General features: G+C 72.3%; 18 protein-coding genes. 8 read left to right on the top strand and 10 right to left on the bottom strand.

From position 1 onward, the window contains the following. Nucleotides 1–66 precede the first annotated feature (66 nt). On the top strand, nucleotides 67–1053 hold the full coding sequence (locus tag C8E87_RS29010) for a LacI family DNA-binding transcriptional regulator (RefSeq protein ID WP_133876012.1): 987 nt from the start codon (nucleotides 67–69) through the stop codon (nucleotides 1051–1053). A gap of 75 nt (nucleotides 1054–1128) precedes the next feature. Here C8E87_RS29010 and C8E87_RS29015 read toward each other — a convergent pair whose 3' ends face one another. After that, complete coding sequence (locus tag C8E87_RS29015) at nucleotides 1129–2352, bottom strand: MFS transporter (protein ID WP_133876013.1); 1224 nt, start codon at nucleotides 2350–2352, stop codon at nucleotides 1129–1131. 272 nt (nucleotides 2353–2624) lie between these two features. Here C8E87_RS29015 and C8E87_RS29020 point away from each other — a divergent pair, with 272 nt between their 5' ends. The 5 genes from C8E87_RS29020 (at nucleotide 2625) to C8E87_RS29040 (ending at nucleotide 8463) form a co-directional block, all read left to right on the top strand. After that, complete coding sequence (locus tag C8E87_RS29020; protein WP_133876014.1) at nucleotides 2625–4640, top strand: thiamine pyrophosphate-binding protein; 2016 nt, start codon at nucleotides 2625–2627, stop codon at nucleotides 4638–4640. A gap of 63 nt (nucleotides 4641–4703) precedes the next feature. Beyond that, nucleotides 4704–5909, top strand: coding sequence for a glycosyltransferase family 2 protein (locus C8E87_RS29025; RefSeq protein ID WP_133876015.1), 1206 nt, complete (start codon nucleotides 4704–4706; stop codon nucleotides 5907–5909). A 10-nt stretch (nucleotides 5910–5919) separates the two neighbouring features. Next, nucleotides 5920–6780, top strand: coding sequence for an RNase adapter RapZ (rapZ, locus tag C8E87_RS29030; protein ID WP_133876016.1), 861 nt, complete (start codon nucleotides 5920–5922; stop codon nucleotides 6778–6780). Beyond that, entirely contained in the window at nucleotides 6777–7679 is a 903-nt protein-coding gene (locus C8E87_RS29035) for a gluconeogenesis factor YvcK family protein (RefSeq protein WP_133876017.1), read from the top strand. The genes rapZ and C8E87_RS29035 overlap by 4 nt, the downstream gene beginning before the upstream one ends. A 4-nt stretch (nucleotides 7680–7683) precedes the next feature. Continuing rightward, a complete protein-coding gene (locus tag C8E87_RS29040; RefSeq protein WP_133876018.1) occupies nucleotides 7684–8463 on the top strand; it encodes a glycosyltransferase family A protein in 780 nt (259 codons plus the stop codon). Here C8E87_RS29040 and C8E87_RS29045 read toward each other — a convergent pair whose 3' ends face one another. The 5 genes from C8E87_RS29045 to C8E87_RS29065 all read right to left on the bottom strand — a co-directional run bounded on the left by C8E87_RS29045 (nucleotide 8464) and on the right by C8E87_RS29065 (nucleotide 14760). Next, nucleotides 8464–9228, bottom strand: coding sequence for an AfsR/SARP family transcriptional regulator (locus tag C8E87_RS29045; RefSeq protein ID WP_133876019.1), 765 nt, complete (start codon nucleotides 9226–9228; stop codon nucleotides 8464–8466). A gap of 7 nt (nucleotides 9229–9235) precedes the next feature. After that, entirely contained in the window at nucleotides 9236–10252 is a 1017-nt protein-coding gene (gene galT, locus C8E87_RS29050) for a galactose-1-phosphate uridylyltransferase (RefSeq protein ID WP_203720999.1), read from the bottom strand. 23 nt (nucleotides 10253–10275) lie between these two features. Then, nucleotides 10276–11484: an MFS transporter gene (locus tag C8E87_RS29055; protein WP_239080692.1), complete on the bottom strand. Its 1209-nt coding sequence runs from the start codon at nucleotides 11482–11484 to the stop codon at nucleotides 10276–10278. A gap of 319 nt (nucleotides 11485–11803) precedes the next feature. Next, nucleotides 11804–12823, bottom strand: coding sequence for an enediyne biosynthesis protein (locus tag C8E87_RS29060; RefSeq protein WP_133876021.1), 1020 nt, complete (start codon nucleotides 12821–12823; stop codon nucleotides 11804–11806). After that, nucleotides 12820–14760, bottom strand: a complete 1941-nt coding sequence (locus C8E87_RS29065) for a CRTAC1 family protein (RefSeq protein WP_133877148.1) — start codon at nucleotides 14758–14760, stop codon at nucleotides 12820–12822. Before C8E87_RS29065 ends, C8E87_RS29060 begins: the two co-directional genes overlap by 4 nt. A gap of 459 nt (nucleotides 14761–15219) precedes the next feature. Here C8E87_RS29065 and C8E87_RS29070 point away from each other — a divergent pair, with 459 nt between their 5' ends. Together C8E87_RS29070 and C8E87_RS29075 are read left to right on the top strand one after the other, a co-directional pair. Continuing rightward, complete coding sequence (locus C8E87_RS29070; protein ID WP_133876022.1) at nucleotides 15220–15981, top strand: helix-turn-helix domain-containing protein; 762 nt, start codon at nucleotides 15220–15222, stop codon at nucleotides 15979–15981. A 303-nt stretch (nucleotides 15982–16284) separates the two neighbouring features. Then, a complete protein-coding gene (locus tag C8E87_RS29075; protein WP_133876023.1) occupies nucleotides 16285–17694 on the top strand; it encodes a GGDEF domain-containing protein in 1410 nt (469 codons plus the stop codon). A gap of 158 nt (nucleotides 17695–17852) precedes the next feature. Here the strand turns inward: C8E87_RS29075 and C8E87_RS29080 are convergent, their stop codons facing one another. The 4 genes from C8E87_RS29080 to C8E87_RS29100 form a co-directional block, all read right to left on the bottom strand. Then, complete coding sequence (locus tag C8E87_RS29080) at nucleotides 17853–18989, bottom strand: baeRF2 domain-containing protein (protein ID WP_133876024.1); 1137 nt, start codon at nucleotides 18987–18989, stop codon at nucleotides 17853–17855. A gap of 379 nt (nucleotides 18990–19368) precedes the next feature. Continuing rightward, the gene (locus tag C8E87_RS29090) at nucleotides 19369–20847 is read right to left on the bottom strand and encodes an MFS transporter (RefSeq protein WP_239080691.1); all 1479 of its coding nucleotides are present in this window, start codon (nucleotides 20845–20847) and stop codon (nucleotides 19369–19371) included. A 25-nt stretch (nucleotides 20848–20872) separates the two neighbouring features. Continuing rightward, on the bottom strand, nucleotides 20873–21562 hold the full coding sequence (locus tag C8E87_RS29095) for an LppX_LprAFG lipoprotein (protein ID WP_133876027.1): 690 nt from the start codon (nucleotides 21560–21562) through the stop codon (nucleotides 20873–20875). A 143-nt stretch (nucleotides 21563–21705) separates the two neighbouring features. Then, entirely contained in the window at nucleotides 21706–23865 is a 2160-nt protein-coding gene (locus C8E87_RS29100; RefSeq protein WP_133876028.1) for a TerD family protein, read from the bottom strand. Nucleotides 23866–23878 lie beyond the last annotated feature (13 nt).

Below are 23878 nucleotides of genomic sequence, written 5' to 3' on the forward strand. Positions count from 1 at the left end.
CCGCGACGGCGATATCGGCATTCATGCATGCTGCGGCGGAGCCGGCCCAGCCGATAGGATCCCGGCATGTCACGCAAAAGGCCCACGGTCGAGGACGTGGCGGCCGCGGCCGGGGTGTCCAAGGCGGCCGTGTCGCGAGTCCTCAACAACGCGCCCGGCGCCTCCACCGAGACCCGCGAGCACGTGCGCCGGGTGATCGCCCGCCTCGGCTACAAGCCCGACCCGGTCGCCCGCGCCCTGGCCAACGGGCACGGCGACCTGCTCGACCTGGTCGTCGTCGAGGACGACCAGGACCGGGTCGGGGCAAATCCGTTCTACAGCCGGGTCATCACCGGCGTCTTCCGGGCCCTCGAGGAAACCGGTGTCCAGCTCCGTCTGCGGGTGGTCGACGAGGCCGGCGCCGCCGCGCTGCCCGCACGCCTGGCCGGGTCCGGCAGCCTGGGCGTCCTGCTGGTCAACGTGCCGCCCCGGCTCGCCGCCGAGTTCCCGGCCCGGGGCCGGCCGGTCGTGTCGATGGGCCGCTCCGCGCCCGGGATCGCGTCGATCGTGCCCGAGAACAGCGGCGGCGCCCACGCCGCCCTGCGTCACCTCTACGCGACCGGCCGGCGCCGCATCGCCGCGGTGCACGGGCCGCGGTGGAGCCCGTGTGCGGCCGACCGGCGCGACGGCTATCAGGCCGCGATGAGCGAGGCCGGCCTGCACGGGGTCTCGGCGCACGGCCCCTTCCGCCGCGAGACCGGTTACGAGCTGACCCGTTTGCTGCTGGCCCGCGATCCTCGCCTGGACGCCGTCTTCGTCGGCTGTGACCTCATGGCGACCGGCGTCATGCAGGCCCTGGCCGAGGCGGGCCGCCGGATCCCGCACGACGTGGCGGTGATCGGCTTCGACGACGGCCCGATCGCGGCCTGCACCGTCCCGCCGATGTCGTCGGTGCACCAGCCGGTGGAGCAGATGGCCGAAACCGCCGCCCGGGCCGTGATCGACCGCAAGCCCGGCCGCGCGTGGGAGCAGACCTTCCCGACGACGTTGCGGGTCCGGGCCAGCTCAGGTTGACCCGGCGAGTTGGTCGTCCGGCGTATCGGGCGGAGAAGCCGCGGCGTGCGTTCCTTCACCGTCGACGCCGGCCGGCTACCGCGGGGATCGGCCCCCGGTGCTGCTCGCAGCGGCCGGATCGGCATCGGGCGTCGCCGGGCGCAGCACCCCGGCTGCGGCCGCGACCACGAGGGTCAGGACGACCGGGATCCACAGCGCCGTGGGCAGCGAAACCACGGTGGCCGCGGCGCCGATGAGCAGCGGGCCGAGCAGGAAGCCGAGGTAGCCGATGCTCACCACCGTCGACAGGTCACGGCCGGAGCGTCGCGGGTCCCGGCTCCCCACGGCCGAGAAGATCTGCGGGGCGATGCCGGACAGGCCCAGCCCGAGCAGGCCGAAACCGATCACGCCCGCGACCGGGCGGTGCACCAGCAGGGCCGCGCCGAGACCGGCGGCCGCCACGACGCTGCCTGCCCGCACCAGCATGACCGGGCCGAGCGCCATCACGAGCCGGTCGCCGAAGACCCGGCCCGCCGTCATCATGATCGCGAAGGCGGCATAGCCGTACGCCGCGAAGCCGGGCGTGGAAAGCAGGTTGTCCCGCAGGTAGACCGCGCTCCAGTCGGCGGCCGCGCCCTCACCGACCAGCGTGCACAGCACCAGCACGCCGAGGAACACCACCAGAGCCGACCGGCCTGCCGGGGGAGCGGCGACCGATTCCGCCGTCGGTTCGGCCGTAGCCGCCCTCGACGGCAGCACCCAGAGCCCGGCCCAGGCGGCCAGGGCGAGCACCCCCAGCCCGGCGATCAGAAAGGTGGGGCCGAGGCCGACGTCGTGCCGGGCGAACTGGCCGCCGATGAGCGCGCCCGCGAAGCCGCCGAGGCTGTAGATCGCATGGAACGAGGACATGATCGGCCGGCCCCAGGCGCGTTGGACCTCCACCGCGTTCGCGTTCATGGCGATGTTCAGCGTGCCGTGGGCGGCGCCGAAGCAGAAGACGACCACGCACAGCCCGGTCAGCCCGGGTGCGAACCCGGCCCCGGCCAGCAGGGCGCCCTCGAGCAACGCCGCGACCACGAGAAGGCGTGAACTGCCGAGACGATCGGACAACCGGCCCAGCAAGGCGAGCCCGAGAATGCAACCGGCGGCGAACGAGAGCAATACGAAAGTCAATCGGCCGTCGCTCAGTCCGAGCTTCTCTTTGACCGCCGGAAGGCGCGCCGTCCACACGCCCAGCGCCGTTCCGAAAAGCACGAAGGCCAGCGAGGTGGCGATCCGGCCACGTCGCAGCCGGCGACGGTCTGGCTGGACCGGGGTCATGGTTCCTCCGCTACGTCGGCGCGCCGCCCAGGCTATCGCGCCGCGCCATCCGCAGTCATCGATCGGCCGCGGTTCCGGAACCGTGACTGTGGGACGAGTCGTGCCGCCGCCCGCGCGGAAAGCGCGGCCGGGCCCGCCGCTCAGGTCCGGAAGCGCGAGGAAATGCGCGGCGAAAGCGCGCTGAATCCGCGCCTGATGCCGGCTGAATGCCGCCTGAAACCGGTCCGGGCACGGTGACCCACGTCAGTCCGACAACGGGGGGAGTTCAGGCAATGCCTCAGGACAGCTCGATCGACGTGCCGATCGCCGGGAACGGCGGCGCCCCGTCCGACGCGGTCGCCCGGATCGCCGGCCGGTTCCGCCGGCCCGGCGGCGAGCCCGACGCGCTGCGGTGCGGCCAGCTGCTCGCCGGCGGTCTCGAGGCCGCCGAACGCAGGCTGCGGACCGGCCCCGACGGTGACGTGCCGGCCGCCACGGCCCGAGCCGTGATCCGCGAGATCGCCGGCTGGAACGCCGTGCTCACCGGCGCCGAGGCGGTGGCCGTGCTGCTCGCGGACGCGGGTGTCAGCGACGTCTTCGTCTATGCCGGAACCTCGGAGCTCGCCCTCTGCGACGCGGTCGACCGGGCCGCCGGCATCCGCGTGATCAACGGACGAGGGGACAAGGAGTCCGCCTTCATGGCGGCCGGCGCCTCCCTGCTCGAACCCGGCGTGGGAGCGGCGATCCTGCACGGCGCACGCGGTTTCACCAACGCGGCCGGCGGTGTCGCGGACGCGCGCCGCAACGAGGCCGGAACCGTGTACGTCGTCGGGCTGCCCACGACCGGCTCGACCCGATTCCTGCCGCCGCACGGCGAGGCGCACCTGTCGGAGGGCATGAGCGCCTTCGCCGACTGGCTCTGGGAGGCGCCCAAGGTGCCCGCCGACGCGCCGGACCGGTGGCGGGCGGCGCACCGTTTCGTCGCGCAGATCCGCCACGCCCTCGCCTCCGTGGCGCAGGCGCCGCACCGCCCGGCCGTCGTCGGTGTTCCGCAGGACGTGGCCGAGGAGCGGTGGATCGACGTCGCCGCGCTCGCCGTCGCGCCACCACCCGCGCGCGCCGCCGCCGCGGCCGACGACGCGGCGGCCGAGGCGGCTCTGCGGGCGCTGCGGGAGGCCGAACGGCCGGTGTTCCTGGTCGACGACTACGCCCTGCGCCACGACGGCGTCCGGCCCGCGCTCGACCGGCTCAGCCAGGCGGTCGGTGCCGCTGTCCTGCAGGTCCGCTACCGCCGGGGACCGATGCTCTTCGAACGGCTGCGCGCCGACGAGGTACGCAACTTCGCCGGTTGGCTCAACCAGTTCAGCGCCGAGCACCGGGATCTGCTCAACGGCTGCGACCTGCTGGTCACCGTCGAGGACCGCAACATGTACGAGCGGGTGGTCGGCCGCCTTCCGCACTGCCCCAAGATCGCCGTGAACACCGACCCGGAGAAGGTCCTCAAGAACGAGTATCTCGGCGACGGCGACACCCTGCTGGTCGGCGACCCGGCCACTACGCTGAACCGGTTGGCGGGACGGTTGGCGGCGTCCGGCCGGCCGCCCTGGTTCGACGCGCGCGTCCGGGACGCCGCCCGGGTCACCCCGGAACCGGCCGGGGCCGAGGTCGAAAGCGCGCGGGGCTCGGTCGTCGGCGCGCTGGCGGCGGTGCTGCGGTCGTGGCGGAACCCGGTGCTGGTCGACGACAGTCAGATGTTCGGCGGGCTGATCTCGGAGCACTACGACGACCTGCCGGCGGGGCTGCGGGTGTTCGGCGGGCACGGCGGCTTCGTCGGCGGCGGCCTGTCCATCGCGACCGGCATGGCGATCGCCCGGCCCGACGTACGGGTGATGTGCACCCTGGGCGACCAGGCGTTCACCAACTCGTTCCAGGGGCTCGTGGCCGCCCTTCAGGAACGTGCCCGGGTGCTGTTCGTGGTCTGCAACAACGGCCGGTCGGTCTCGCTGACCAAGCAGGCCACCGCGTCGTACGAGCAACGCCCGCGCACCTACCTGGACAACGTCAACGGGCTCCGGTACCACGCCGTCGCGCAGGTTCTCGGGGTGCCGGCGGCGCGGGTGGAGGTGCCGATCGGCGGCGACCCGGCGGAGGTGCGGAACGGGCTGGCCCGTTTCGAGGCGGCGCTGCGGCAGGCGGCCGTGGTGGACGGGCCGAGCCTGGTCGAGCTGGTCCTGCCCGCCGACCCCGAGGTGTGGCGCGGCATCTGGCTCACCCAGGGCTTCGAGCAGGCCCCGGCCGTTGCCGCGTGACCCGTGGCCGAGCACTGTTCCCGGCCGGGCGCGCGACGCCCGGCCCCGACGAGGAGGAACCGCATGTCCCTGTTGACCCCGACCGATCCCGCGGCGCCGGCCCGAGCCGTCGCCGACAACCTCGTGGTGGCCGCCGACCCCGGCGCCCGCCGGTCCGGCTTGTACTACTGCGAGCTGGCCCAGCCCTTCACGGACGCCGTGGTGGACGCGGTCCGCGCCTGCCCCGTCGACCGCGTCCGCAAGCTCGGTGAGGAGGTCCTGGACCGGCCGGACCAGCCGGCGCCGTACTTCGTGCTGCGCCGGACGCTGACCGAGATCGACGGCCGCGACCGCGACGAGGTGCGGCCCCTGCTGGACGCCGGCTGGCGGGCGGAGTGCAACTCCCGCGTCGGGTACCACATCGGCCCCCGGTACGACCCCGGCGCCGCGGCCGTGCCGATCGACGAGCTGCGCGAGCTCAGCACGCGTACCCCGGACCTCCCGGCGGCACGGGGCGCCGGGACACCGGACGTGCTCGTCGTCATCCCGTTCCAGGACCGGCACACCGGCGGCAAACGGCTCTACAACCTGACCGCCTGCCTGCTGGCGCTGCGGGACCAGTCGGCGCCCGGGGAGAGCTATCGGGTCGTGGTCGTGGAGTCGGACGCCGAGCCACGCTGGCGGGAGAGCATCGAGCCGCTGGCCGACGAGTACCTGTTCGTCGCCAACCCGGGCGTCTTCGCCAAGTCGTGGACGGTCAACGTCGGCGTCGTGCACGCCTCCGGAGGCGCCGGGGCGATCTGCATCCTCGACGCCGACATCCTGGTCGACCGGGACTTCATCGCCCGCAACGCCGCCCGGTTCCGCCGACCCGGCACCGCCGGTCACATCCCGTACCGGGACATGGTCTGCCTCGACTACGCCGGCGCGGCCGCCGCGATCAGCGACCGGCTGCGGGCGGGCCGGGCCGAGCCGGATGTGGACCGGTTGCGGGCGTTCCACCTGCGGCGGCCCCCGGGCGCCTGCGTGTGGGTGCGCACGTCGGCGTTCCACCGGATCGGCGGCATGGACGAGCGGTACCAGGGCTGGGGCGGCGAGGACAACGACTTCGCGTACCGGATGGACTTCTCGACCGCCTTCGACACCTACCACGACCAGAACCTGCACCTGCCCCACCCGCCAGCCTCCGAGCTGCGCGAGGACGGCGAACTGGTCAACGCGCACATCCCGCCGCTGAGCTGGCGGCCGGAGGAGCCGATCGGCCGGCTCGACCGGTTCGCGGCCCGGTAGGGAGGCGTCGATGCCGATCGCACAGGAACCGAGGTTCGTCGTCGTCACCGGGCGTTCCGGGGCGGGCCGCAGCGTGGTCGCCGACCATCTGGAGGACCTGGGCTGGCGGGTCGTGCGCAACCTGCCCGCCGAGCTGCTGCCCGGCCTGGTCGACGTCACCCGGCCGGGCGACCGCACCGCGCTGGTGCTGGGGCCGGGGCAGGAGGAACAGGCCGGGCCGACGGCCGAGCTGCTGCGCTCCTCGGGCGCCGCGGTGCACGTGCTGTTCCTCACCGCCGAGCCCGAGACCCTCGTACGGCGTTACAACGAGACCCGCCGGGTGCATCCGCTCGCCGGCGACGGCACCCACCTGCTGCCGGTCATCGAGCGGGAGGCGCGGCGGCTCGGGCCGGTCCGCGAGGTCGCCGACATCGTGGTGGACAGCACGAACCTGAGCAAGCACGACCTGCGCCGGCGCATCGCCGCCATGCTGGGCCCGCAGGACGGCGCCGGCTCCGCCACGGCCCACATCACGATCGTCTCCTTCGGGTTCAAGCACGGCCTCCCGCTCGACGCCGACCTGGTGCTCGACTGCCGTTTCCTGCCCAACCCGCACTGGGTGGAGCGGCTGCGGCCGGGCACCGGGCTGGACGCCGCGGTACGCGATCACGTGCTGGGGCAACCGGCCGCCCCGCGCTTCCTCGACCGGGTCGAGGACCTGCTGGTGGATCTGCTGCCCGCGTTCGCCGCCGAGAACCGGACCGTGCACACCGTAGCGGTGGGCTGCACCGGCGGGCGGCATCGGTCGGTGGCCGTGGCGGAGGCGGCCGCGGAACGGTTGCGGCGGCGCGGGGTGAGCGTCGCGGTCCTGCACCGGGACGTGCGGCGATGACCGGTCGCCCGTACGTCGTGGCCATCGGCGGCGGACGCGGGCTGACCGCGACCTTGCGTGCGGCGCGCCGATACGCCGACGTGGTCACCGCCGTCGTGGCCACCGCCGACGACAGCGGCTCGACCGGGCGGCTTCGTGCCGCGCTGCCCATCCCGGCGCCGGGCGACCTGCGCCGTTGCCTGGCCGCGCTGGCCGACGTGGACGACCGGCCGCTCGGCCTCGCCCTGGAGCACCGCTTCGAGGGCACCGACCTGACGGGGCACACGCTCGGCAACCTGATGCTGGCCGCGCTGTTCGCCACCACCGGCGACTTCGTCGAGGCGACCGACGAGGTCGCCCGGCTCCTCGGGGTGGATCCGCGGCGGGGCCGGGTCGTTCCGGCGACGGTCGAGCCGGTGCACCTGACCTGCATCACCGGCGACGGCCGTCGTGTCCGGGGGCAGTACGCGATCTCCAAGACCGCCGGGATCGACCGGCTGGCCCTGGACCCGCCCGGAGTGAAGGCGCCGAACGGCGTCGTCGACGCGATCCACCGGGCCGACCAGGTGGTGCTCGGTCCGGGCTCGCTGTACACGTCGATCCTGGCCGCCGTGCTGGTGCCGGACGTGCTGGCGGCTCTGCGGACGACGACGGCGCAGCGGGTCTACGTCTGCAACGTCGAGCCCGAGCCGGGCGAGACCGAGGGGTACGACGTGGCCGCTCACGTCGCCGCGCTGCACCGGCACGGCGTCTGCGCCGACGTGGTGCTGGTGCCGCGGGACACCGCGCTGCCGCTCGGCGATGTCAGTGTCCCGGTGGCGCACGCCGACGTCGCCGGCGCCGGGGGCACGGCCCACGACAGCTGGAAACTCGCGGTGGCCCTGGCGGCCATCGTCCCCGCCCGTACGGACGAGAGGTGATCCCATGTCGTTCTTCACGCTGGCCTGCGCCTTCCACGACACGCCGCGCCTGCTGGAGCGGACCCTGCCGCGGGCGATCGAGGCCTTGACCCGGCCCACCCGGCACGAGTTCGAGGTGATCCTGGTGGCCGAGCGGTCCACCCCCGAGGTGGCCCGCGACCTCGTCGGGCGTCTCGACGACTACGGCGTGGACGAGCTGCGTTTCCGGCGGACGAGCCGCAACGCGTTCTCCGGGGCGCCGTCGAACAACTTCCACGGCAACCACTTCGCCGCGACCAGCCCGTATCTGATCACGTTCACCGACGACACGTTCATGCACAAGACCGATCCGGACTTCGACGTGCTGGACGCGGTGGCCGGGGTGTTCGAGCGGCATCCCGAGGTGGTCATGGTGAGCAAGGTGGACGACCACGACGAGTGGGACTGGCCGCTCGTCGACGCGGGACCGGACATCGAGACCGGGGTCCGGTCGGTCAACCGGGTCGTCGACCAGCTGATCGCGTACGACACCGCGCGGTTCGCCCCGGTGGCCCGCCGCTTCGGTGGCTGGGAGCGCGACATCTTCGTCAGCCAGAAGGGCTTCGAGTACCAGTGGGAGAACCTGGCCAGCCACGTCGGCACGAGCGGGGGCCGCCGGATCGCCTACCCGCAGGCGTGGCCCCTGCGGGTGCGGCACGCCGACCTGCGTACGGTGCCGGGCTCGATGCACGGCACGCAGGACGAGGACGTGAAGCTGGCGTGTTTCGAGCGCCTGGCCGAGACCGCCGGAACGCTGAAGCGCTGATCACGCGGCCGGCGGGTCGTACGCGATCTCCTCGTCCTCGCGGATCGCGCGTTCCAGCCGGCGCAACCCCTTGCCGGGCGCCAGGCCCAGCTCACGCGCGATGGTGGACCGGGCGCAACGGTAGGCGGCCAGCGCGTCGGCCCGGCGCCCGGCGGACAGCAACGCGCGCACCAGGGCCTCGTGCAGGTGTTCGCGCAGCGGGTTCTCGGCCACCAGGGCCTTGAGCCGGCCGACCGCAGCGGCGGCGTCCCCGGTGAGCAGGTCCGACCGGGCGCCGAGCTCCTCCAGGCCGAGGCGGATTTCGTCCAGCCGTTCCCGTTCGGCGGTGACGAGCCGGCCGGCGGGCACGTCGGCGAAGGCCGGGCCGCGCCACAGCCCCAGCGCCCGCTCGGTGGAGTGCCGCGCGTCGGCCGGCCGCCCGGCGGCGAACTCCCGATGGGCCTGCAGCGCGAGCCGCCGGAACTCGTCGGCGTCGCCGGCGGCCGCGGGCAGGGTGAGCTGGTAGCCGCCGAAGCAGGTACGGATCTCGAGCCCGCCGGCGCGGGCCGGTGCGAGGATCCTGCGCAGGTGGAACACGTACTGCCGGACGAGGCCGACAGCCGTCGGCGGAGCTTGTTCCCACAGCTCGTCGACGATGCGGGGCACCGGGACGACCCGGCCGGCGCAGACCAGCAGCACCGCCAGCACCGCGCGCTGCTTGGCGGCGTTCACGGTCAGGGTCGTCTCGCCGGTGATCTGCAGAGGACCGAGGGTGTTGACACGCATGGCGGGCTCACCGGCCGGCCGGCGCGGGAGTGACCGCGCGCAGTCGAGCAGCCGCCTCCTCCGGGGGCAGGTCCCGCTGCGGCTGGGCCAGCAACTCGTAACCGCCGAAGTGCTTGCGGACCGACGCCGAGCGCAGCAGCGGCGGAACGTAGTGCGCGTGCAGGTGCCACCCCGGATGCCGGCGACCGTCGGTGGGTCGTTGGTGCAGCCCGGTCGAGTAGGGGAACGGCGTGTCGAACAGCGCGTCGTAGATCGCGGTGAGGCCCCTGATCACCTCGGCCAGGCCGTCGCGTTGCCGGTCCGACAGGTCGGGCAGGGCTCCGGCGTGAACCCGCGGCAACACCAGGACCTCGTACGGCCAGGCGGCCCAGAACGGCACCAGGGCCACGAAGTGCTCGCCGGCCAGCACCACGCGGTCGCCGCACGCCAGTTCGGCGGCGAGATAGTCACAGAGCAGACACCCCCCGTACGCGTCGAACCGGCGGGTCTCGGCCAGCGGCTCGCGGGGCAGGTGGTCCTCGGCCCAGATCTGCCCGTGCGGGTGCGGGTTGCTCGCGCCGGTCATCGCACCCCGGTTCTCGAAGATCAGCACGTGCTCGACCCAGCCGTGACCGCCCAGTTCGGCGTACTGCTCGGTCCAGCTTCCGATCACCCCGGCGATGTCCGGCGCCGGCATCTCGCCAAGGGTCAGATCGTGCCGCGGGGAGTAGCAGACGACCCGGCAGATGCCCCGCACCACCTCGGCGACCAGCAGGGGGGACGCCCCGGCGGGAAGGGCCGCCGGTTCCGGCAGCAGCGCCGGGAAGTCGTTGTCGAAGACGTACGTCGAGCCGTAGCGCGGGGTGACCCGGTCGCCCGCCCGCCGGCTGCCCGGGCAGAGGTAGCAACCCGGCTCGTAGCGCGGCGGACGCGCGGCGGTGGCCGGCTCGGTCGTCCCCCGCCACGGCCGGGCGGCCCGCTGCGGGGACACCAGCACCCAGTCACCGGTGAGCTGGTTGAGTCGTCGATGTGGTTGTCGGGACACCGCTGATCCTCCGATCGTGGTTCTCAGCTCGGAACCGCCTCCCGCGGCTCCGGCCGGTCGGCTGCCGTGCGCCGGCGGGTGGAGACGAGGGGTTCCATCAGGACGGCCACCAGGGCCAGCAGCGTCAGCCCGGCGCCGGCCAGAGCCGTGCCCCGCAGCCCCGCCCCGGGCAACAGGACGCCACCGAGCAGGGCGCCGGCCGTGATGCCGAGGTTGAAGGCGGTCGAGGTGCCGGCCAGCGCCATGTCGGAGCCGCCGGGGGCGGTCTCGAGCACCCGGACGCCCAGCGACGACGAGATCCCGGCGAGGGCGAGGCCGCCCAGGGCGATCGCGACGACGATGACGATCTGCGAGGCGCCGAGACTCCATTGCAGGGTCAGGGCCACCAGCTGGACGCCGATCAGCACGGTCACCGTCAGCCAGCCGTTGCGCCCGATGCAGAGGCCGACCAGGAACACCCCGGCCAGGCCGGCCAGCCCGCGCACCAGCAGCAGCGGGCCGACGGCGGCCTCGCTGAACCCGCTGACGTCGGTCAGGAACGGGCTGATGTAGGTGAACGCGGCGAACGCGCCGGTGGTCGCCAGCGCGGTGTAGACCAGCAGGGCGACGTAGCGGCCGGCGTCGGGCGCCGAACCCCGGTCGGTGTCGCTGGCGCCGGCGGGCGTGGTCGGCATCAACGCGAGAACGGTCACCAGGATGAGCAGGCCGACCACGCTGACCGCGAGGAACGCCGCCCGCCAGCCGGCCTGCTGCCCGAGCCAGGTGCCCGCCGGGACACCGGCCAGCGCCGCCAGGGAGCTTCCCGCGTAGAGCACCGCGAGCGCCCGGGGACGGGCGGCCGGACGGAACAGGGCGGCGGTGGCGGGGGTCACCACCGACCAGAACAGGGCCTGGCTCAGGGCGGTCGCGATGCGGGCCGCCATCAGCAGCCAATAGGAATCGGCCAAAGCGGAGGCGGCAGTGGCCAGGACGAAGACCGCGAGCAGGCCGCACAGCGCGAGGCGCCGGGGAAGGCGCTGGGTGACCTTGGTGATCGGGATCGAGCAGAGCACGACGGTCAGGCCGTAGACGGTGACCAGCATGCCGATGGCCGGCACCGAACGACCGAGGTCGGCCGAGATCAGCGGAAGCAGGCCGATGGGGAGGGTCTCGGTGGTCACGTAGACGAACGTGGACAGCGAAAGGGCCGCCAGCAAAATTGTTGCCCGGGTGTCGCCGACGCGTGCTGGCACGATTTCCTCCTGAATCCTTCCGGCGCCGGGAACGACAATTCCCGCGGCGGATCCGAGTGACATTCCGACCGCTCAGCCTCTCACGGGAATCGATGGTCACAAAGGTGCCGGCAACAATTATCGCGCGCCATTCCCGAAACCGGTTTCGCCGCATTGCAGGGCAACTACCGCAATGGCCTCGGGGGCAATTTGCGAGGAACCCGGAAATGATCCGCCGGGCCCGCGCCCCCGGACCGACGATAGCGCCACCGGCCGGGGCGAGCAGGCGGAGGTCCGGGACCGCGCCGGGTCCCGGACCTCCGTACGGCCGGCCGCCGGCTCAGCGGGCCACCGGCAGGGCCACGGCCGCCGGCGACGCCACCGGGTCGAGGTCGGTGGTGCGGCGCCGGTCGACCAGCCACTTGCCCCACCAGAAGAGACCGCGGGCCAGGCAGACGATCGTGACGGCGAAGAAGAGCGTGTAGACGATGTTGAAGACCATCAGGACGCCGTAGACCATGGCCACGCTCATGCCGAACATGAACTGCATGCGCGGGGCCGACGGCGTCGTACCGGGGTCGGTGATCATGTAGTTGGTGAACAGGACGAACGCCACGCCGGTCATCGGCACCAGCGCGGCCCAGAGGGAGACGTCCCAGATGAAGTGACGCAGCAGCGCCTGGATGACGAACGCGCCGATCCATCCGACGATCAGCGGCACCTTCTTGGTGAGCATCGCGTTGAGCACGGTGCCGGCGGTGATGATGACGATCGGCACCATGATCCGGATGACGTCGGGAACGTTCTCGGTGAAGTGGTACGGCGGTGCGATGTTGACCCAGCCGAAGGCCAGCAGGGTGATCGTGATGCCGAAGTTCGACGGGTTCATGTAGTGCCGCATCCGGCCCTTGATCGGGGCCTGGAGGACCGCTTTCTGCCCGATGGCGACGAGCACCGCGAAGGCGATCGGCCAGAACTTGTTGTTGGCGTACAGCAGCATGTTGCAGGCCAGGGCGGTGATGTGGGTGGGCAGCAGGAAGGTGTAGAGGCCCCAGCCGCCGTTGCCCAGGAAGGCCGGGCGACGCCGGTAGGCGCGCGCCGAGACCAGTTCGATGACGATTTCCGCGGCGTAGCCGACGGCGAGCGCGAGGAAGGGCCACAGCCACGGCTGCTCGAAGCCGAGAACGGTGTAGCCGAGAACGTTGAAGACCGACATGGAGATGGCGAAGTTGCGCAGCGCCAGGTAACGCGGATCCCGCTTGTCCACCCGCGGCGGCGCGGCGGCGCGGTCCTGCGGCGCCGGGGCCGCGGGGGACTGCAGTGCGGTCTCGATGGCCTTCGGAGTGCGGACGTCGGTCATGGCGTGGTCAGCTCCCGGGCTTGGTCGGTCAGGATGAGGTCGTGCCAGCCGGCGGCCAGCTCGAGCGTCTGGCGGTGGGCGCCGCCGTCGGCGTCACGCCAGGCGATCTCGGCCGACACGGGCCTGCCCCCGGCCGCGCCGAGTCCGAAGTAGACGTCGAAGCTGCGCTTGCCGGAGTGGCCGCTGCCGCCGTCCAGCTGGGCCACGTGTGTCGTCCCGTCGGCGGTGCGGATGCGGACCTGGGCCCCGTACGCCGGGCTGCCGGGCACGGCCGCGGACGGGGGCGCGCCGCCGGCCGTGTCGACCGGGCGGAACAGGCGCAGCCCGAGGAAGTTGCGGTCCGGCGCCTTGGTGTTGCGGTAGTAGGCCGGCGCGCCCCACTGCCGGGCCACCGCGAAGTCCTGGGCGCCGTCCTGGTCCGCGTCCGCGACGGCGATGCCGCGGGTCGGCGTCGGCACGGCCAGGCCCAGTTGCGGGGCGAGGTCGACGTACCGCTTGCCGTCCGGCTCCTTGGCCCAGAAGGCAAGCGTGTTGTCGCCGGCGATGTCGTCGCCCGGCTCCGCCTTGGGCCACATGGCGGGCTCCTGGAGCATGAGGTCGTTGCTCATGGCCAGCTCCTGCAACCAGTTGAACCGGTTGATGTCGCCCTTGACGAAACCGGCCGCCTGCACCACGGCGACCCGGCCGCTGTTGTCGAAGTCGGCCATTTTGGCGTCCCAGCCCCAGCCGACCCAGGCCAGGTTGCGCGACGCGGCGCTGTCCTCGAACGGCGCGACGCCCTTCTCCATCTTGCGGCGAGCGTCGGCCGGGTTGGCCGCGTTGTTGCGCCAGACGAAGTTGCTCTCCTCAAGGCCCCACGACTCCGTGATGTTGCTGACGAACATGTCGAAGCGCCCGCTGTTGTCCAGATCGCCGAACTCGATGCTCATGCCCTTGAACGAGTCGTGGCCGAGCACCAGCGACTTCGGGGTGACGGCGTCGCGGCGCCCCTCGGCCAGGGCGAACCGGATCTGGCCGGGGGTGGACCGGTTGTGGAAGAACCGGTCCTTGCCGAAGTCGTTGGCCAGGTACAACTCGGGCAGCAGGTCACCGTCCAGGTCGGCCGAGCCGGCCCCGAGCGTCCATCCGGTGCTGTACGCGGGGTCGATGGCCCGCTGCTCGACGTAGGTCACCGACGGGTCGGCCCCGCTGGTGGCGGCGGTCCAGCGCAGGATGTGCGAGCCGCCCGCGTTCTCGGCCCGTGACATCGAGTGGTTCATCTGGACGTTGGGGTGGCCCTGCGGGTCCAGCACCTCGGTGTCCGGGAAGTAGTTGAAGATGCCGATGTCGGGATGGCCGTCGCCGTCGAAGTCGGCCACGTTCACGGCGTTGGTGTTCCACAGCGGCCCGTGGTAGAGACCGTCGGCCGTGAGCGCCTGCGGCACCAGCTCGGTGGGCCGGAACGCCGCCGCCGCGAGGGCGCCGCCCTGGCCGCGGTGCAGGAAGACCACGGGTGTCCGGCCCCAGTAGTAGACGAGCAGGTCCATCCGGCCGTCGCTGTTGAAGTCCCCGGGCGTGCAGCCCATCGGTGCGATCGCCGGGCCGCTCGGCAGAGGCGCCGGGTCGAGCACGAAGGGCGGATAGGCGCCGGTCTCGGGCGCCGGGGTGACGACCACCGCGTCGCTGCGGGTGTCGACCAGGCACAGGTCGTCCGAGCGGCCGTCGCCGTCGAGGTCGTTGACCGCGACACCGGCGCCGACCGAGGAGATCCAGGACCGGATGTGTTCGTACTTCGGGTTGACCTGCCGTACGTCGCGCTGCGGGAGCCCCGCCGGCAGGGCGATCGGCAGCTCGGTGAACTGGAATCGTTGTGCCATGCCGGCGCGCGTGGCCGCCGATGCCGACGGCAACCGGGCGACGAGGAACGCCGTGCCCACCAGGACCAGCACGAACACCATGGGCAGCAGGCGGCGGCCCAGCCCGACATCGTTGGGTGGCAATGTTCTCCCCTTCACAGATCGCGGAACAGGTCGACATGCAATCGGTCGGTTTCGGCGTACGGCGAAAAGTGCTGTACGGGTTCCGTCGGTCGATCGGTTTGATTCTCGGCACGGGTGCCCGCGCAAATCTTCTTCGTCTATGCCGTCCTGGCCGGAGGAACGCTCCAGGGAACCGCCCGAACGCCGCAATCGACGAGATGCGCGGAGGGCCGGCAGCTGCTCCGCGCGCCGATGGATAGCGGCGAGCGCTGATTTCGGCGCGGGGCGATCGGCGACTGAGCTGGCGTTATAGCTATCAGTAACGTTCTCTTCACTACCTGCTTGACGCTTTATGGGGCCTGGGCTAGCATCGGCTCCGGCGCTTTGACCATTGCTTTGTCTCAATGTGCGATTTCGCTTCTCCACGGGGGAGAATTCATGCAACAGAATGCTGAGAGGGCCGTCGAGCGCGTCATCGAACAAATGCGGGCCAATCTGTCGGAACAGCTGACCCTGGACGACATGGCGCAGACCGCCATGTTCAGCAAGTTCCATTTCACCCGCATTTTTCAGCGGATCACCGGGGTTCCGCCCGGCCGGTTCCTCGCCGCGCTGCGGCTGCAGGAGGCGAAGCGGCTGCTGGTCAGCACCGACCTCAACGTGGCGGCCATCAGCGTCCGGGTCGGTTACAGCAGCGTGGGGACGTTCAGCACCCGGTTCACCAAGAGCGTCGGCCTGCCGCCGACCACCTATCGCCGCATGGGTGGCTTCAGCCGGCACATCGCGACGTTCACACCACAGTCGCCGGGCAAGAGCCACATCTACGGCCGGGTCACTGCGCCGGCCGGGCAGTCACCACCCGGCGCAGTCTTCCTGGGCCTGTTCCCCCAGCGCATACCCGAAGGTCTGCCGGCCAAGTGCGTGATCCTCGACCGTCCGGGCGACTTCCACTTCACCAACGTCCCCGACGGGACGTGGTATCTGCTGAGCCAGTCGATCACCGACGACGCCGCCGAGGAACAGGATCTCCTGATGGTGTCGGCGACCGGTCCGCTGACCCTCCGCGGTTCGACGTCGCTGACGGTTGACGTACGGCTCAACCGCATGTCCAAGGTGGACCCACCGGTGTTGCTCGCGTTGCTGGACAGCCGTCGTGCCGCCTACGAGAGACTCCGGGGGCACAAGCCCGTCGCGGCCTGATCCCGTCGCTCGCCTGTGCGGCGCCGGCCGCTCACCGGCCGTTGCGGTACTCCTCGGCCTGTCGTGCGGCGGCAGATCGACCTGCTCGTGGACGCCCTGCGGGAGGCGCCTGGCCTGCCGGCCGCCCACCTCGAACGACTGGAGGCCATCGCCACCGGCCGCCGACCTCGAACGGCTGGAGGCCATCGCCACCGGCCGCCGACCTCGAACGGCTGGAGGCCATCGCCACCGGCCCCCACCACAGCAGCATCTGGCGACGACGCGTTCGCCTCAGGTTCGCCGTCGCCCGGTCGATGGAACGACGTGGCATCTGCAGGCAACGTACGCACGGCAGGCCGCGTCGCGTCGGCTGCCCTGGCCGCGGTGTCGGGTGTTCTCATCGCCGTGCTGCTGCTCGGCTCGGCGGCCGCGGAACACGCCGTGATGCTCACCGCCAGTCTCACGGCGCTGGCGGCGGTCGCGACCGGGTTGCGTGTGCATCAGGTCCCCGACCGCCGGCCGTGGTTGCTGGTGCTGGTGGGCCTCGGCCTGCTGACAGTGGTGAACACCCTGCCGTGGGTGAGCGCCGGGGTTCCGGTGGCGCCGTTCCAGATCTCGGGTTACCTGGCGTTGCTGGCCGCCAGCCTGCTCATCGTGTGGCGTCGCACCCCGCGCGACCGGGGCGGCGTCATCGACGCGGCCATCGTCGGCATCGCCACCGCGGCGCCGGTCTGGGAGTTCGTGCTGCGCCCGGCCCTGGTGACCGGCGGTGTCGGGGCCGGCGGGCAGGTCGTCGTGCTGGTGCAGCTGCTGGTGCTGACGGGCATCCTGGGCGCGCTGCTGCGGGTCACCCGTACGTCGGGCCGGCGGGCGATGACGGTGTGGCTGCTGTTCGGCGCGTTGAGCTGTGCCGTCGCCGGCGACGTCGTGTTCACCACCACCGGCGGCTCATCGGGCCTGCTGTATCTGGGCGGCTACCTGCTGGTCGGCGCGGCGGCCCTGCACCCGACGGTCGCCACCCTCACCCACCCTGTCACGACCGGAGAGACGGGCGTTCCCAAGCTGCGGCTCGGCCTGTTCGGGTTCGCGCTCATCGTCGTCCCCCTGGTCGGCGGGGTGCCGCAGCTATACGGCGAGGCGCCCGACGGTCTGCTGCTCACGCTGGGCCCCCTGGCGATGGTGCCGCTGGTGCTCGTCCGGGCCGGGCAGCTCATCGCGCAACGGGCCCAGGACCAGCGAGATCTCGCCTACCAGGCCAACCACGACGACCTCACCGGCCTGGTCAACCGGCGCCGGCTGTTCACCGTCATGGCGCAGGCCACGGCCGCGGTGACCCCGGCGGCCGTCCTCTACTGCGACCTCGACGACTTCAAGCCGATCAACGACCGGTACGGGCACGAGGCCGGCGACGAGGTGCTGCGGTGCGTGGGCCGGCGCCTCGTCGAGGTCCTGCGCGACGGTGACGTGACGGCCCGCATCGGCGGCGACGAGTTCCTGGCCTACTGCCCGGACGCCGACGAGGCCACCGCGTCCGGTCTGCGCCGCCGGGTCGAGGAAGCGCTGCACGCGCCGATCCCCTGGAACGGGGTGACCCTGCAAGTGGGCGTGACCGTCGGGGTCCTGCTGAGCGAACCCGGCGCGTACACCTCACCGGACGAGCTGGTCGCCGCCGCCGACGCCGTCATGTACGAACGCAAGCGCATCCAGAAGGCCGAACGCGCCGTACACACCTGAGTCACGTCCACGGGGTACGCGCCGCCCCGGGGGCGAAGGCCATGACCACCTGGACGACGGCCGTTGCCGAGACGCCGGCCGGCGCCGCCCGGCGACCCCTGCTGACCGCGCCTGGCCGCCCGAGCTCCCCTGATCGCGGACCGGCGCCCGGTGACGGCTCAGCGTGCCGCCCCGTCGGCGGCGCTGCTCGCGTCGGCGTAACGCAGGACCGCCCCGATCCCGTGAGCCAACGCCACCTCGCCGTCCGCGACCAGGACCAGACGAGCTCCCGTACCGGCGATCGCGCGCACAAGAGCAGCGTCGGCGCGCACCTTGACCGGGTCGCCGACACCAGCCTCCCGAAGCACATGATCGTCAACCGACACCAGGGCAGGATCATCCGGGGCGATCCACAGCATGTCGGTCGACGACGGATCGTCGGCCAGCAGCACCGTGTCCACCTGCCCCCGCGAGAGCCGCGTCACCACGTCGGTCAGGCCGAGGCCCGCCGTCCCGTCCGCCTGCTGCGCCCGGAACCGGTCAAGGACCTCGCGGTAGTGCCGGTCGGCGAGCTCGGCCACGGCCTGAGTCGTCACGTCGTCGAGCAATGACTCGTCGGCCCCGGCGTGCCGCGAACCGGCGTCGGTGGCCACCACCCGGTCCTGCCACCGTTTCGGCAGCCGCCCGGTGAACGTCTGCACGGCACGCACGTCCCCGCCCACCACGATGACCTCGGCCTCGACCGCCTCGGCCAGATCCACGGCGGCCGCGGCCACATCCCCGGCGTTGCGCTTCCACGACTCCTCCGCCGCGTGCAGGTAGTGCAGGTGCGACCAGCCGCCGACATGCACCTTGCGGATCGGGAAGGTGGCGCTGCCCCGCACCTCGGCATGCCGGGGCACCCCACCGGCCGTGAGAGCGTCCAGGTCGGCCCCCGTACGGTCGGCCAGGACCCGCACGTACGGGATCTCCGCGTGCCGCTGCCGCAGCAGGGGCATGACGTGCGGCAGCGGCCCGGCGAGCGCCTCGTCCGCGGGCGGGGGAGCGGGCAGCGTCTCCGCCACGGTGACCTCGCCGTCCCGGGCCAGCACCGCGAGCCCGTACCGCCCCTCCCGATACCGATGTTCCTGGACGGCGGCCTGCACAGCCTCCAGGGTCGCATCGTCGGCGCCCTGCCCGGTCAGCCGTTCCCGCAGCGCCCGCCAGCGCAACCCCACCTCCTGCGCGGCGTTCTCGCCGGCCCGGGTGGCGTCCAGGTAGACCGACACCCAGCGCCCCGGCCGTTCCATCAAAGGTCGGAGGAATTCAAGATTCATGACTTTCCCTTCCGGCGTGCGCCATCCGTCAGCAACGGGCGGTGAACAGCCCGCATACCCCCTGAACCGCGATGAAACCGGCCACCCGTCCGACCGCCGGCTCGTGCCCCGCTCCCCGGCAAAATGTGGGCCGGTACCTACAATGGCGTCACGACAAGAGGCTTCTACAACCAGGCTGGTGGCTTCACACACGGCTGGCCCGTTCCCTAACGCATCGAGAGGCTCGCGGTGGGTGTTGTCAGCTAGGGGATCGATCCCGCGTACGGCCGGAACGTCCGGCCGTACGGGAATACCGTCCCGACCTCCCGAAATGGCAGGCCGACCTGCTGCGCTGGGAAGAGAAATGGGGGCGCCCCCACCCGTACCGGGGAAGGCTTTTCTAGACGACTGCGACGGGGTCGGGTCGCCTCGACAAAAGCAAGCCCAGCAGAGCGCCGACCACGCAGAGGACCGCTGTGATCAGGAAGATTTCGCGGTATTCGGTTTGCAGGGCGGCTTTCAACGCCACCTCGTAGGCGGCCATGCGTGATTCGTATTCGGCCTTTTCGACGCCGAACGGCAGGGGGGTGTCGAGGTTCGCGGTCAGTTCCTGGAAACGGTGCAAACCCCACGCCGTCAGGGCGGCCACGCCGATCAGCATGCCGACCATGCGGGAGACGACGGCGGCGGCTGAGGCAACCCCGTGCCGGTCGGGTGGGGTCACGCGCAGCACGGCCGCGGACAGGGGTGCGATGACCAGGCCCAGCCCCAGGCCGGCGAGGACCAGGTCGGTGTCGAGGCGCGGCAGGATGCCGAAGTGGCGGGCCGCGAGCACGTCGACCGGCCAGTACGCGATCAACCCGTACGCGAAGGCGGCCGTGAGCAGGCCGATCAGGGTGACCAGCCGCTCGCCCAGGCGGGTCAGCACGAGACCGCCGAGGACGGCGCCGATCGGCAGGGCGATCAGGAAACGGGTGAGCAGCAGGGTGCCGCCGAACGCGTCCTTGCCCAGCAGCGTCTGCGCGACCAGCTGCACGTCGACGAGCGTCACCATGAGGGCGGCGCCGGTGCAGAAGCTCGCGCCGAGGGCGGCCAGGAAAGGCTTCATGTGTACGCCGGCGGGGTCGAACAGTTTGGTGCGGGCGCGCCGCTCCCACAGGGCGAACAGGACCAGGGCGACCACCGCCGCGGCCAGCGTGGCCGGGGCCCAGGACGGGAGGACCGTACGCTCGGGGTCGGGGTTGTAAAGACCCACGACGAGCAGGGCCAAACCCGCGGCGAGCAGGACTCCGCCGAGCACGTCGACGCGGGTTCTCGCAGGCGCGGCGGAACGGGGCAGCGCGAACCAGACGGCCACGGCGGCGAGGGCGGCCAGCGGCAGGTTGATCCAGAAGATGCCGCGCCAGCCGATCAGGGCCGCGATCGCGCCGCCGTAGATGGGGCCGAGCACGCTGCCGAGTTCCTGCGCGGCGCCGACCGTGCCGAGGGCGACCGCGCGGCGGTGCTGTTCCGTCCACAGGTCGCCGGCGAGGGCCATCGTCACCGGCAGCAGGGCGCCGCCGGCCAGGCCCTGCACGACGCGGCCGGTGACCAGCCAGGTGATCGACTCACCTGAGCCCGCGGTGATGGCCGAGCCCAGCGCGAACCCGGCCAGGCAGGCGATGATGACCGCGCGCCGGCCCAGCCGGTCGGAGAGCGAACCCAGCAGCGGCATGCCGGCCACGTACCCGAGCAGGAAGCCGGTGACGATCGGGGTGGCCCGTTCGAGGTGGTTGAGCGGGATGTGCACGTCGCGCAGGATGTCGGTGAGGACCGTGACCACCACGTACGCGTCGAGGGCGGCCAGCAGGACGGCGGCGCCACCGACCCCGATCGCCAAGCGCCGCCGTGACCGGACCGGGGCGCTACGGAGCACTGATCGTCACCGGGGCGTCGAAGGCCTTGAACGTCACCGTGACCGTGCCGCCGGGCAGCGTGAAGGTCGACTTGAGCAGGCGCTTGTCGGCCTCGGCGATCCACAGCTCGGCCGGTACACTGCCCGTGATGCCCGGGATGAGCCCCTTCAGGTCGGGGCCGGTGCTGGTGGCCGCGACACGCCAGGCGTCCTTGCCGTCGACCTGCTCCTTCGCCTTGGTGGTGGCGCCGGTCGCCGTGCCGAGCACCTTGGCGATGCCGCGCTCGGGGTCGAGGATGGCCGACGGGTCGTAGACCGAGGCGGCCAGCGTGAGCGGCAGCGCCTGGAACCCGCCGGTCGGGCCCTTCAGGTGGATCTTGTCGCCGACGATGACGAACTCCAGCTCGACGGGGGCGCCGGACTGCTCCAGCTGCGCGGTGCCCTTGGCCTTGCCCTCCTTGGTCAGCGTGCCCTCGGCCCGGCGCAGGCTCAGCCCGGCGATCTCACCGCCCGCGTCGATCAGGAACTGCGTCGTCTTGATCTCACGCATGGCCTGGGCGGATTCCTTCACCAGCTGGCCGCCGTCCGGCAGGGTGACCGCGGGCGCCTTGTCCTCGCTGCTCTCCTTCTTGTCAGGACTGCACGCGACGAGCGCCAGCAGAGCGGTGGACAGCACAAGGACGGGGCGGAGTCGCAACATACCGTCGAATGCTAGACGGGCACGCAAGTCCGGGGCCGGGGCCGAGGGGAGCGCGAGTGCTGATACCCGATCCCCCGCTTACGCGGAGGTTCCCGAATTGAACGGAAAGAAGGAAGCACTCGCATGGCCTCGGCCCCGGCTGCTCAGGCCGGGAGCAGCTCGGTGAGCCGGTCCAGGGTATAGATCTCCGATCCTTCCGGCAGATGCTCGGGGGCCTCGAGGCCGACGAACGTGACCGGTGTGTCCGGCCCGGCGCCGTCCCAGAGTTCCACGTCGGTGTGCGCCCGCCACAGGTCGGCCAGGTACCCGATGGTGAGGTAACGCCGCTCCAGCAGGGCCCGCACCCGGTCGGAGGTGGTGAACGTGTTCTCCTCGACCCGGTTGAACGCCGGCCAGCCGGCCAGGTACAGGTGCAGCCATACCGCCTGCCAGCCGTGTTCGCCCGGGACGAACACCATCGGCAGCGCGACCCGGCCGGCGCCGCGCAGCGCCGAGCGGGCCCGGACCGTACGGGCGTCGAAAGGGGCGCCGCGCTGACCGGCCGCCCGCGTCTGGTAGCCGAACATCGACTCGGCGACCTCGTCGAACGACTCCCCGGCGTAGATGTGGACCTGCGGCACCACGTAGTTTCCGCGCAGCGTCAGGGGCACGTCGATGAACTCGGTGGCGCCCTCGGCCGCGTCGGTGATGTCGCCCGAGTGCACCACGCCGCCGTGGCGGTAGTTCGTCCACGAGACCTGACCCGCCGTCCGGAAATCCGCGTCGAGCAGCAGCACCGACAGGTCGTAGTCGGTGCGGCGGCTCGCCTGACGCCAGTACGTGAAGAACCGCAGCAGCTCACCGGTGACCGTGGCCCGCGAACCGCGCGGCAGCACCGCGAAGCCACCCTCGGCCGCCTTGCCGGACAGGGGCAGGGCGACGTCGAGCACGGCCGGGTCGACCAGCGTCGGCCGTTCCCACCGGGGCAGCCGCGCGCCGATCTCGGCGTCGAGCCGTTCCGTCAGCTCGGCGACCAGCTCGGCCGGCAGCGGCGGGCGACGGTCCGGACCCACGTACGAGTGCCGGGAGCGACTCGCGTAGATGCGGGCGGACGCGGGTTCCAGCCGGTTGCCGACGTGCTCCCGCAGAGAGCAGAGCACCCGTCCCGACGCTGTTCCGAGCGCGCCCGTGACGGCCTCGACCACCTCGGAGCGCTCCGGCGCGCGGGCGTGACGCAGCAGCCTGTCCGCCGAGCGCAGCAGCATCCCCGGGGCCGCCGACAGCACGGACGCGGCCGCCCGCACGTCACCGGAACCCATCGCCGCTTCGGCCCGGCCGGCCAGGCTCCGCACCCGCACCTCACCCCGGGCAACAGCGAAAACCTTTCCCGCGTACGGCCACTGACCGTACTCGTGCGGGTGCAGGCGCTCGCCGAGGCGCTTCCAGCGTTCCGCGTACGGGCGTACGTCGCCCAGCTTGTTCGCGTTGCCCGCGACAACGCCGTCGAGCGCCGCGAGCAGCACCCGCCGCTCCGGCCGCCGGAACGCGCGAAAACGCGTAGGGGTACGCAGCGACGGGTCCCCGCCGGAGACCTGACAGGCCAGGCGCAGCACGTCGGTGGTGGTGTCGACTGCGACCAGCGGCCGGCCGAGAACCAGCCGCACCCCGTTGAGAACAGCCCGGTTCTCCCGTACGGGGATGTCGCCCGGCTGGGTGCCGTCGGCGCACGCCACGGCGAGCTCGCCGAGCAACGCCAGGTCCGCCTCGCCGAGCGGGGTCGTGCTGCCCGCCATGGCCAGATAGAGCCGCGAGGCCTCGGCCTCGACCGGGTCACCCAGACGCAGCACGGTCAGGCGGTCACCGGCCGACGCGATCAGCTCGTCGTGCGCGGCCAGCAGTTCCGCGTACGTGTGCTGGTAGGCGCCGTAACCCGGCAGGCCGAGCAGGTTCACCGTGCCGGAGCGGACCGCGTCACGCAGCTGCTCGTCGGTGGCCGTGCCGCCACCGGTGAGCACGGCCGCGCGCAGCCGCTCGGTCCAGAACTCGACGGTGTCGGGCACGGTGTGCGGGAAGCCGAGGAAGTACGCGTTGTGCCGCACGTGGTCGCCGACGAGCTCCCGCACCGCCGAGACAACGGTGGCGGCAAGGTCCATCGCCGGGGCCGGGGCCAGCGCGCCGACATGCTCGAGCAGGGCCCGCGACGCCGAGAAGCCGACGTCGAGCAGCACCGCGTCCAGCTGCCGGGCCACCGCCGTGCCGTCCCCGGCCGCACCACTGCTCGCGGGCACGCGCAGCGTCTTCTGGATGATCTGCTTGTCGAGCACGCGGCCCTCCGTT

Origin of the sequence: Paractinoplanes brasiliensis, assembly GCF_004362215.1 — a bacterium.
GTDB classification, from domain to species: Bacteria; Actinomycetota; Actinomycetes; order Mycobacteriales; family Micromonosporaceae; genus Actinoplanes; species Actinoplanes brasiliensis.

Bases quoted from the DNA above. Each gene is read 5' to 3' on its own strand.
- C8E87_RS29060 (WP_133876021.1), bottom strand. From the start codon at position 12,823: ATGACCGACGTCCGCACTCCGAAGGCCATCGAGACCGCACTGCAGTCC.
- C8E87_RS29010 (WP_133876012.1), top strand. From the start codon at position 67: ATGTCACGCAAAAGGCCCACGGTCGAGGACGTGGCGGCCGCGGCCGGG.
- C8E87_RS29065 (WP_133877148.1), bottom strand. From the start codon at position 14,760: ATGGTGTTCGTGCTGGTCCTGGTGGGCACGGCGTTCCTCGTCGCCCGG.
- C8E87_RS29080 (WP_133876024.1), bottom strand. From the start codon at position 18,989: ATGAATCTTGAATTCCTCCGACCTTTGATGGAACGGCCGGGGCGCTGG.
- C8E87_RS29020 (WP_133876014.1), top strand. From the start codon at position 2,625: ATGCCTCAGGACAGCTCGATCGACGTGCCGATCGCCGGGAACGGCGGC.
- C8E87_RS29040 (WP_133876018.1), top strand. From the start codon at position 7,684: ATGTCGTTCTTCACGCTGGCCTGCGCCTTCCACGACACGCCGCGCCTG.
- rapZ (WP_133876016.1), top strand. From the start codon at position 5,920: ATGCCGATCGCACAGGAACCGAGGTTCGTCGTCGTCACCGGGCGTTCC.
- C8E87_RS29095 (WP_133876027.1), bottom strand. From the start codon at position 21,562: ATGTTGCGACTCCGCCCCGTCCTTGTGCTGTCCACCGCTCTGCTGGCG.
- C8E87_RS29045 (WP_133876019.1), bottom strand. From the start codon at position 9,228: ATGCGTGTCAACACCCTCGGTCCTCTGCAGATCACCGGCGAGACGACC.
- C8E87_RS29035 (WP_133876017.1), top strand. From the start codon at position 6,777: ATGACCGGTCGCCCGTACGTCGTGGCCATCGGCGGCGGACGCGGGCTG.
- C8E87_RS29070 (WP_133876022.1), top strand. From the start codon at position 15,220: ATGCAACAGAATGCTGAGAGGGCCGTCGAGCGCGTCATCGAACAAATG.
- C8E87_RS29015 (WP_133876013.1), bottom strand. From the start codon at position 2,352: ATGACCCCGGTCCAGCCAGACCGTCGCCGGCTGCGACGTGGCCGGATC.
- C8E87_RS29025 (WP_133876015.1), top strand. From the start codon at position 4,704: ATGTCCCTGTTGACCCCGACCGATCCCGCGGCGCCGGCCCGAGCCGTC.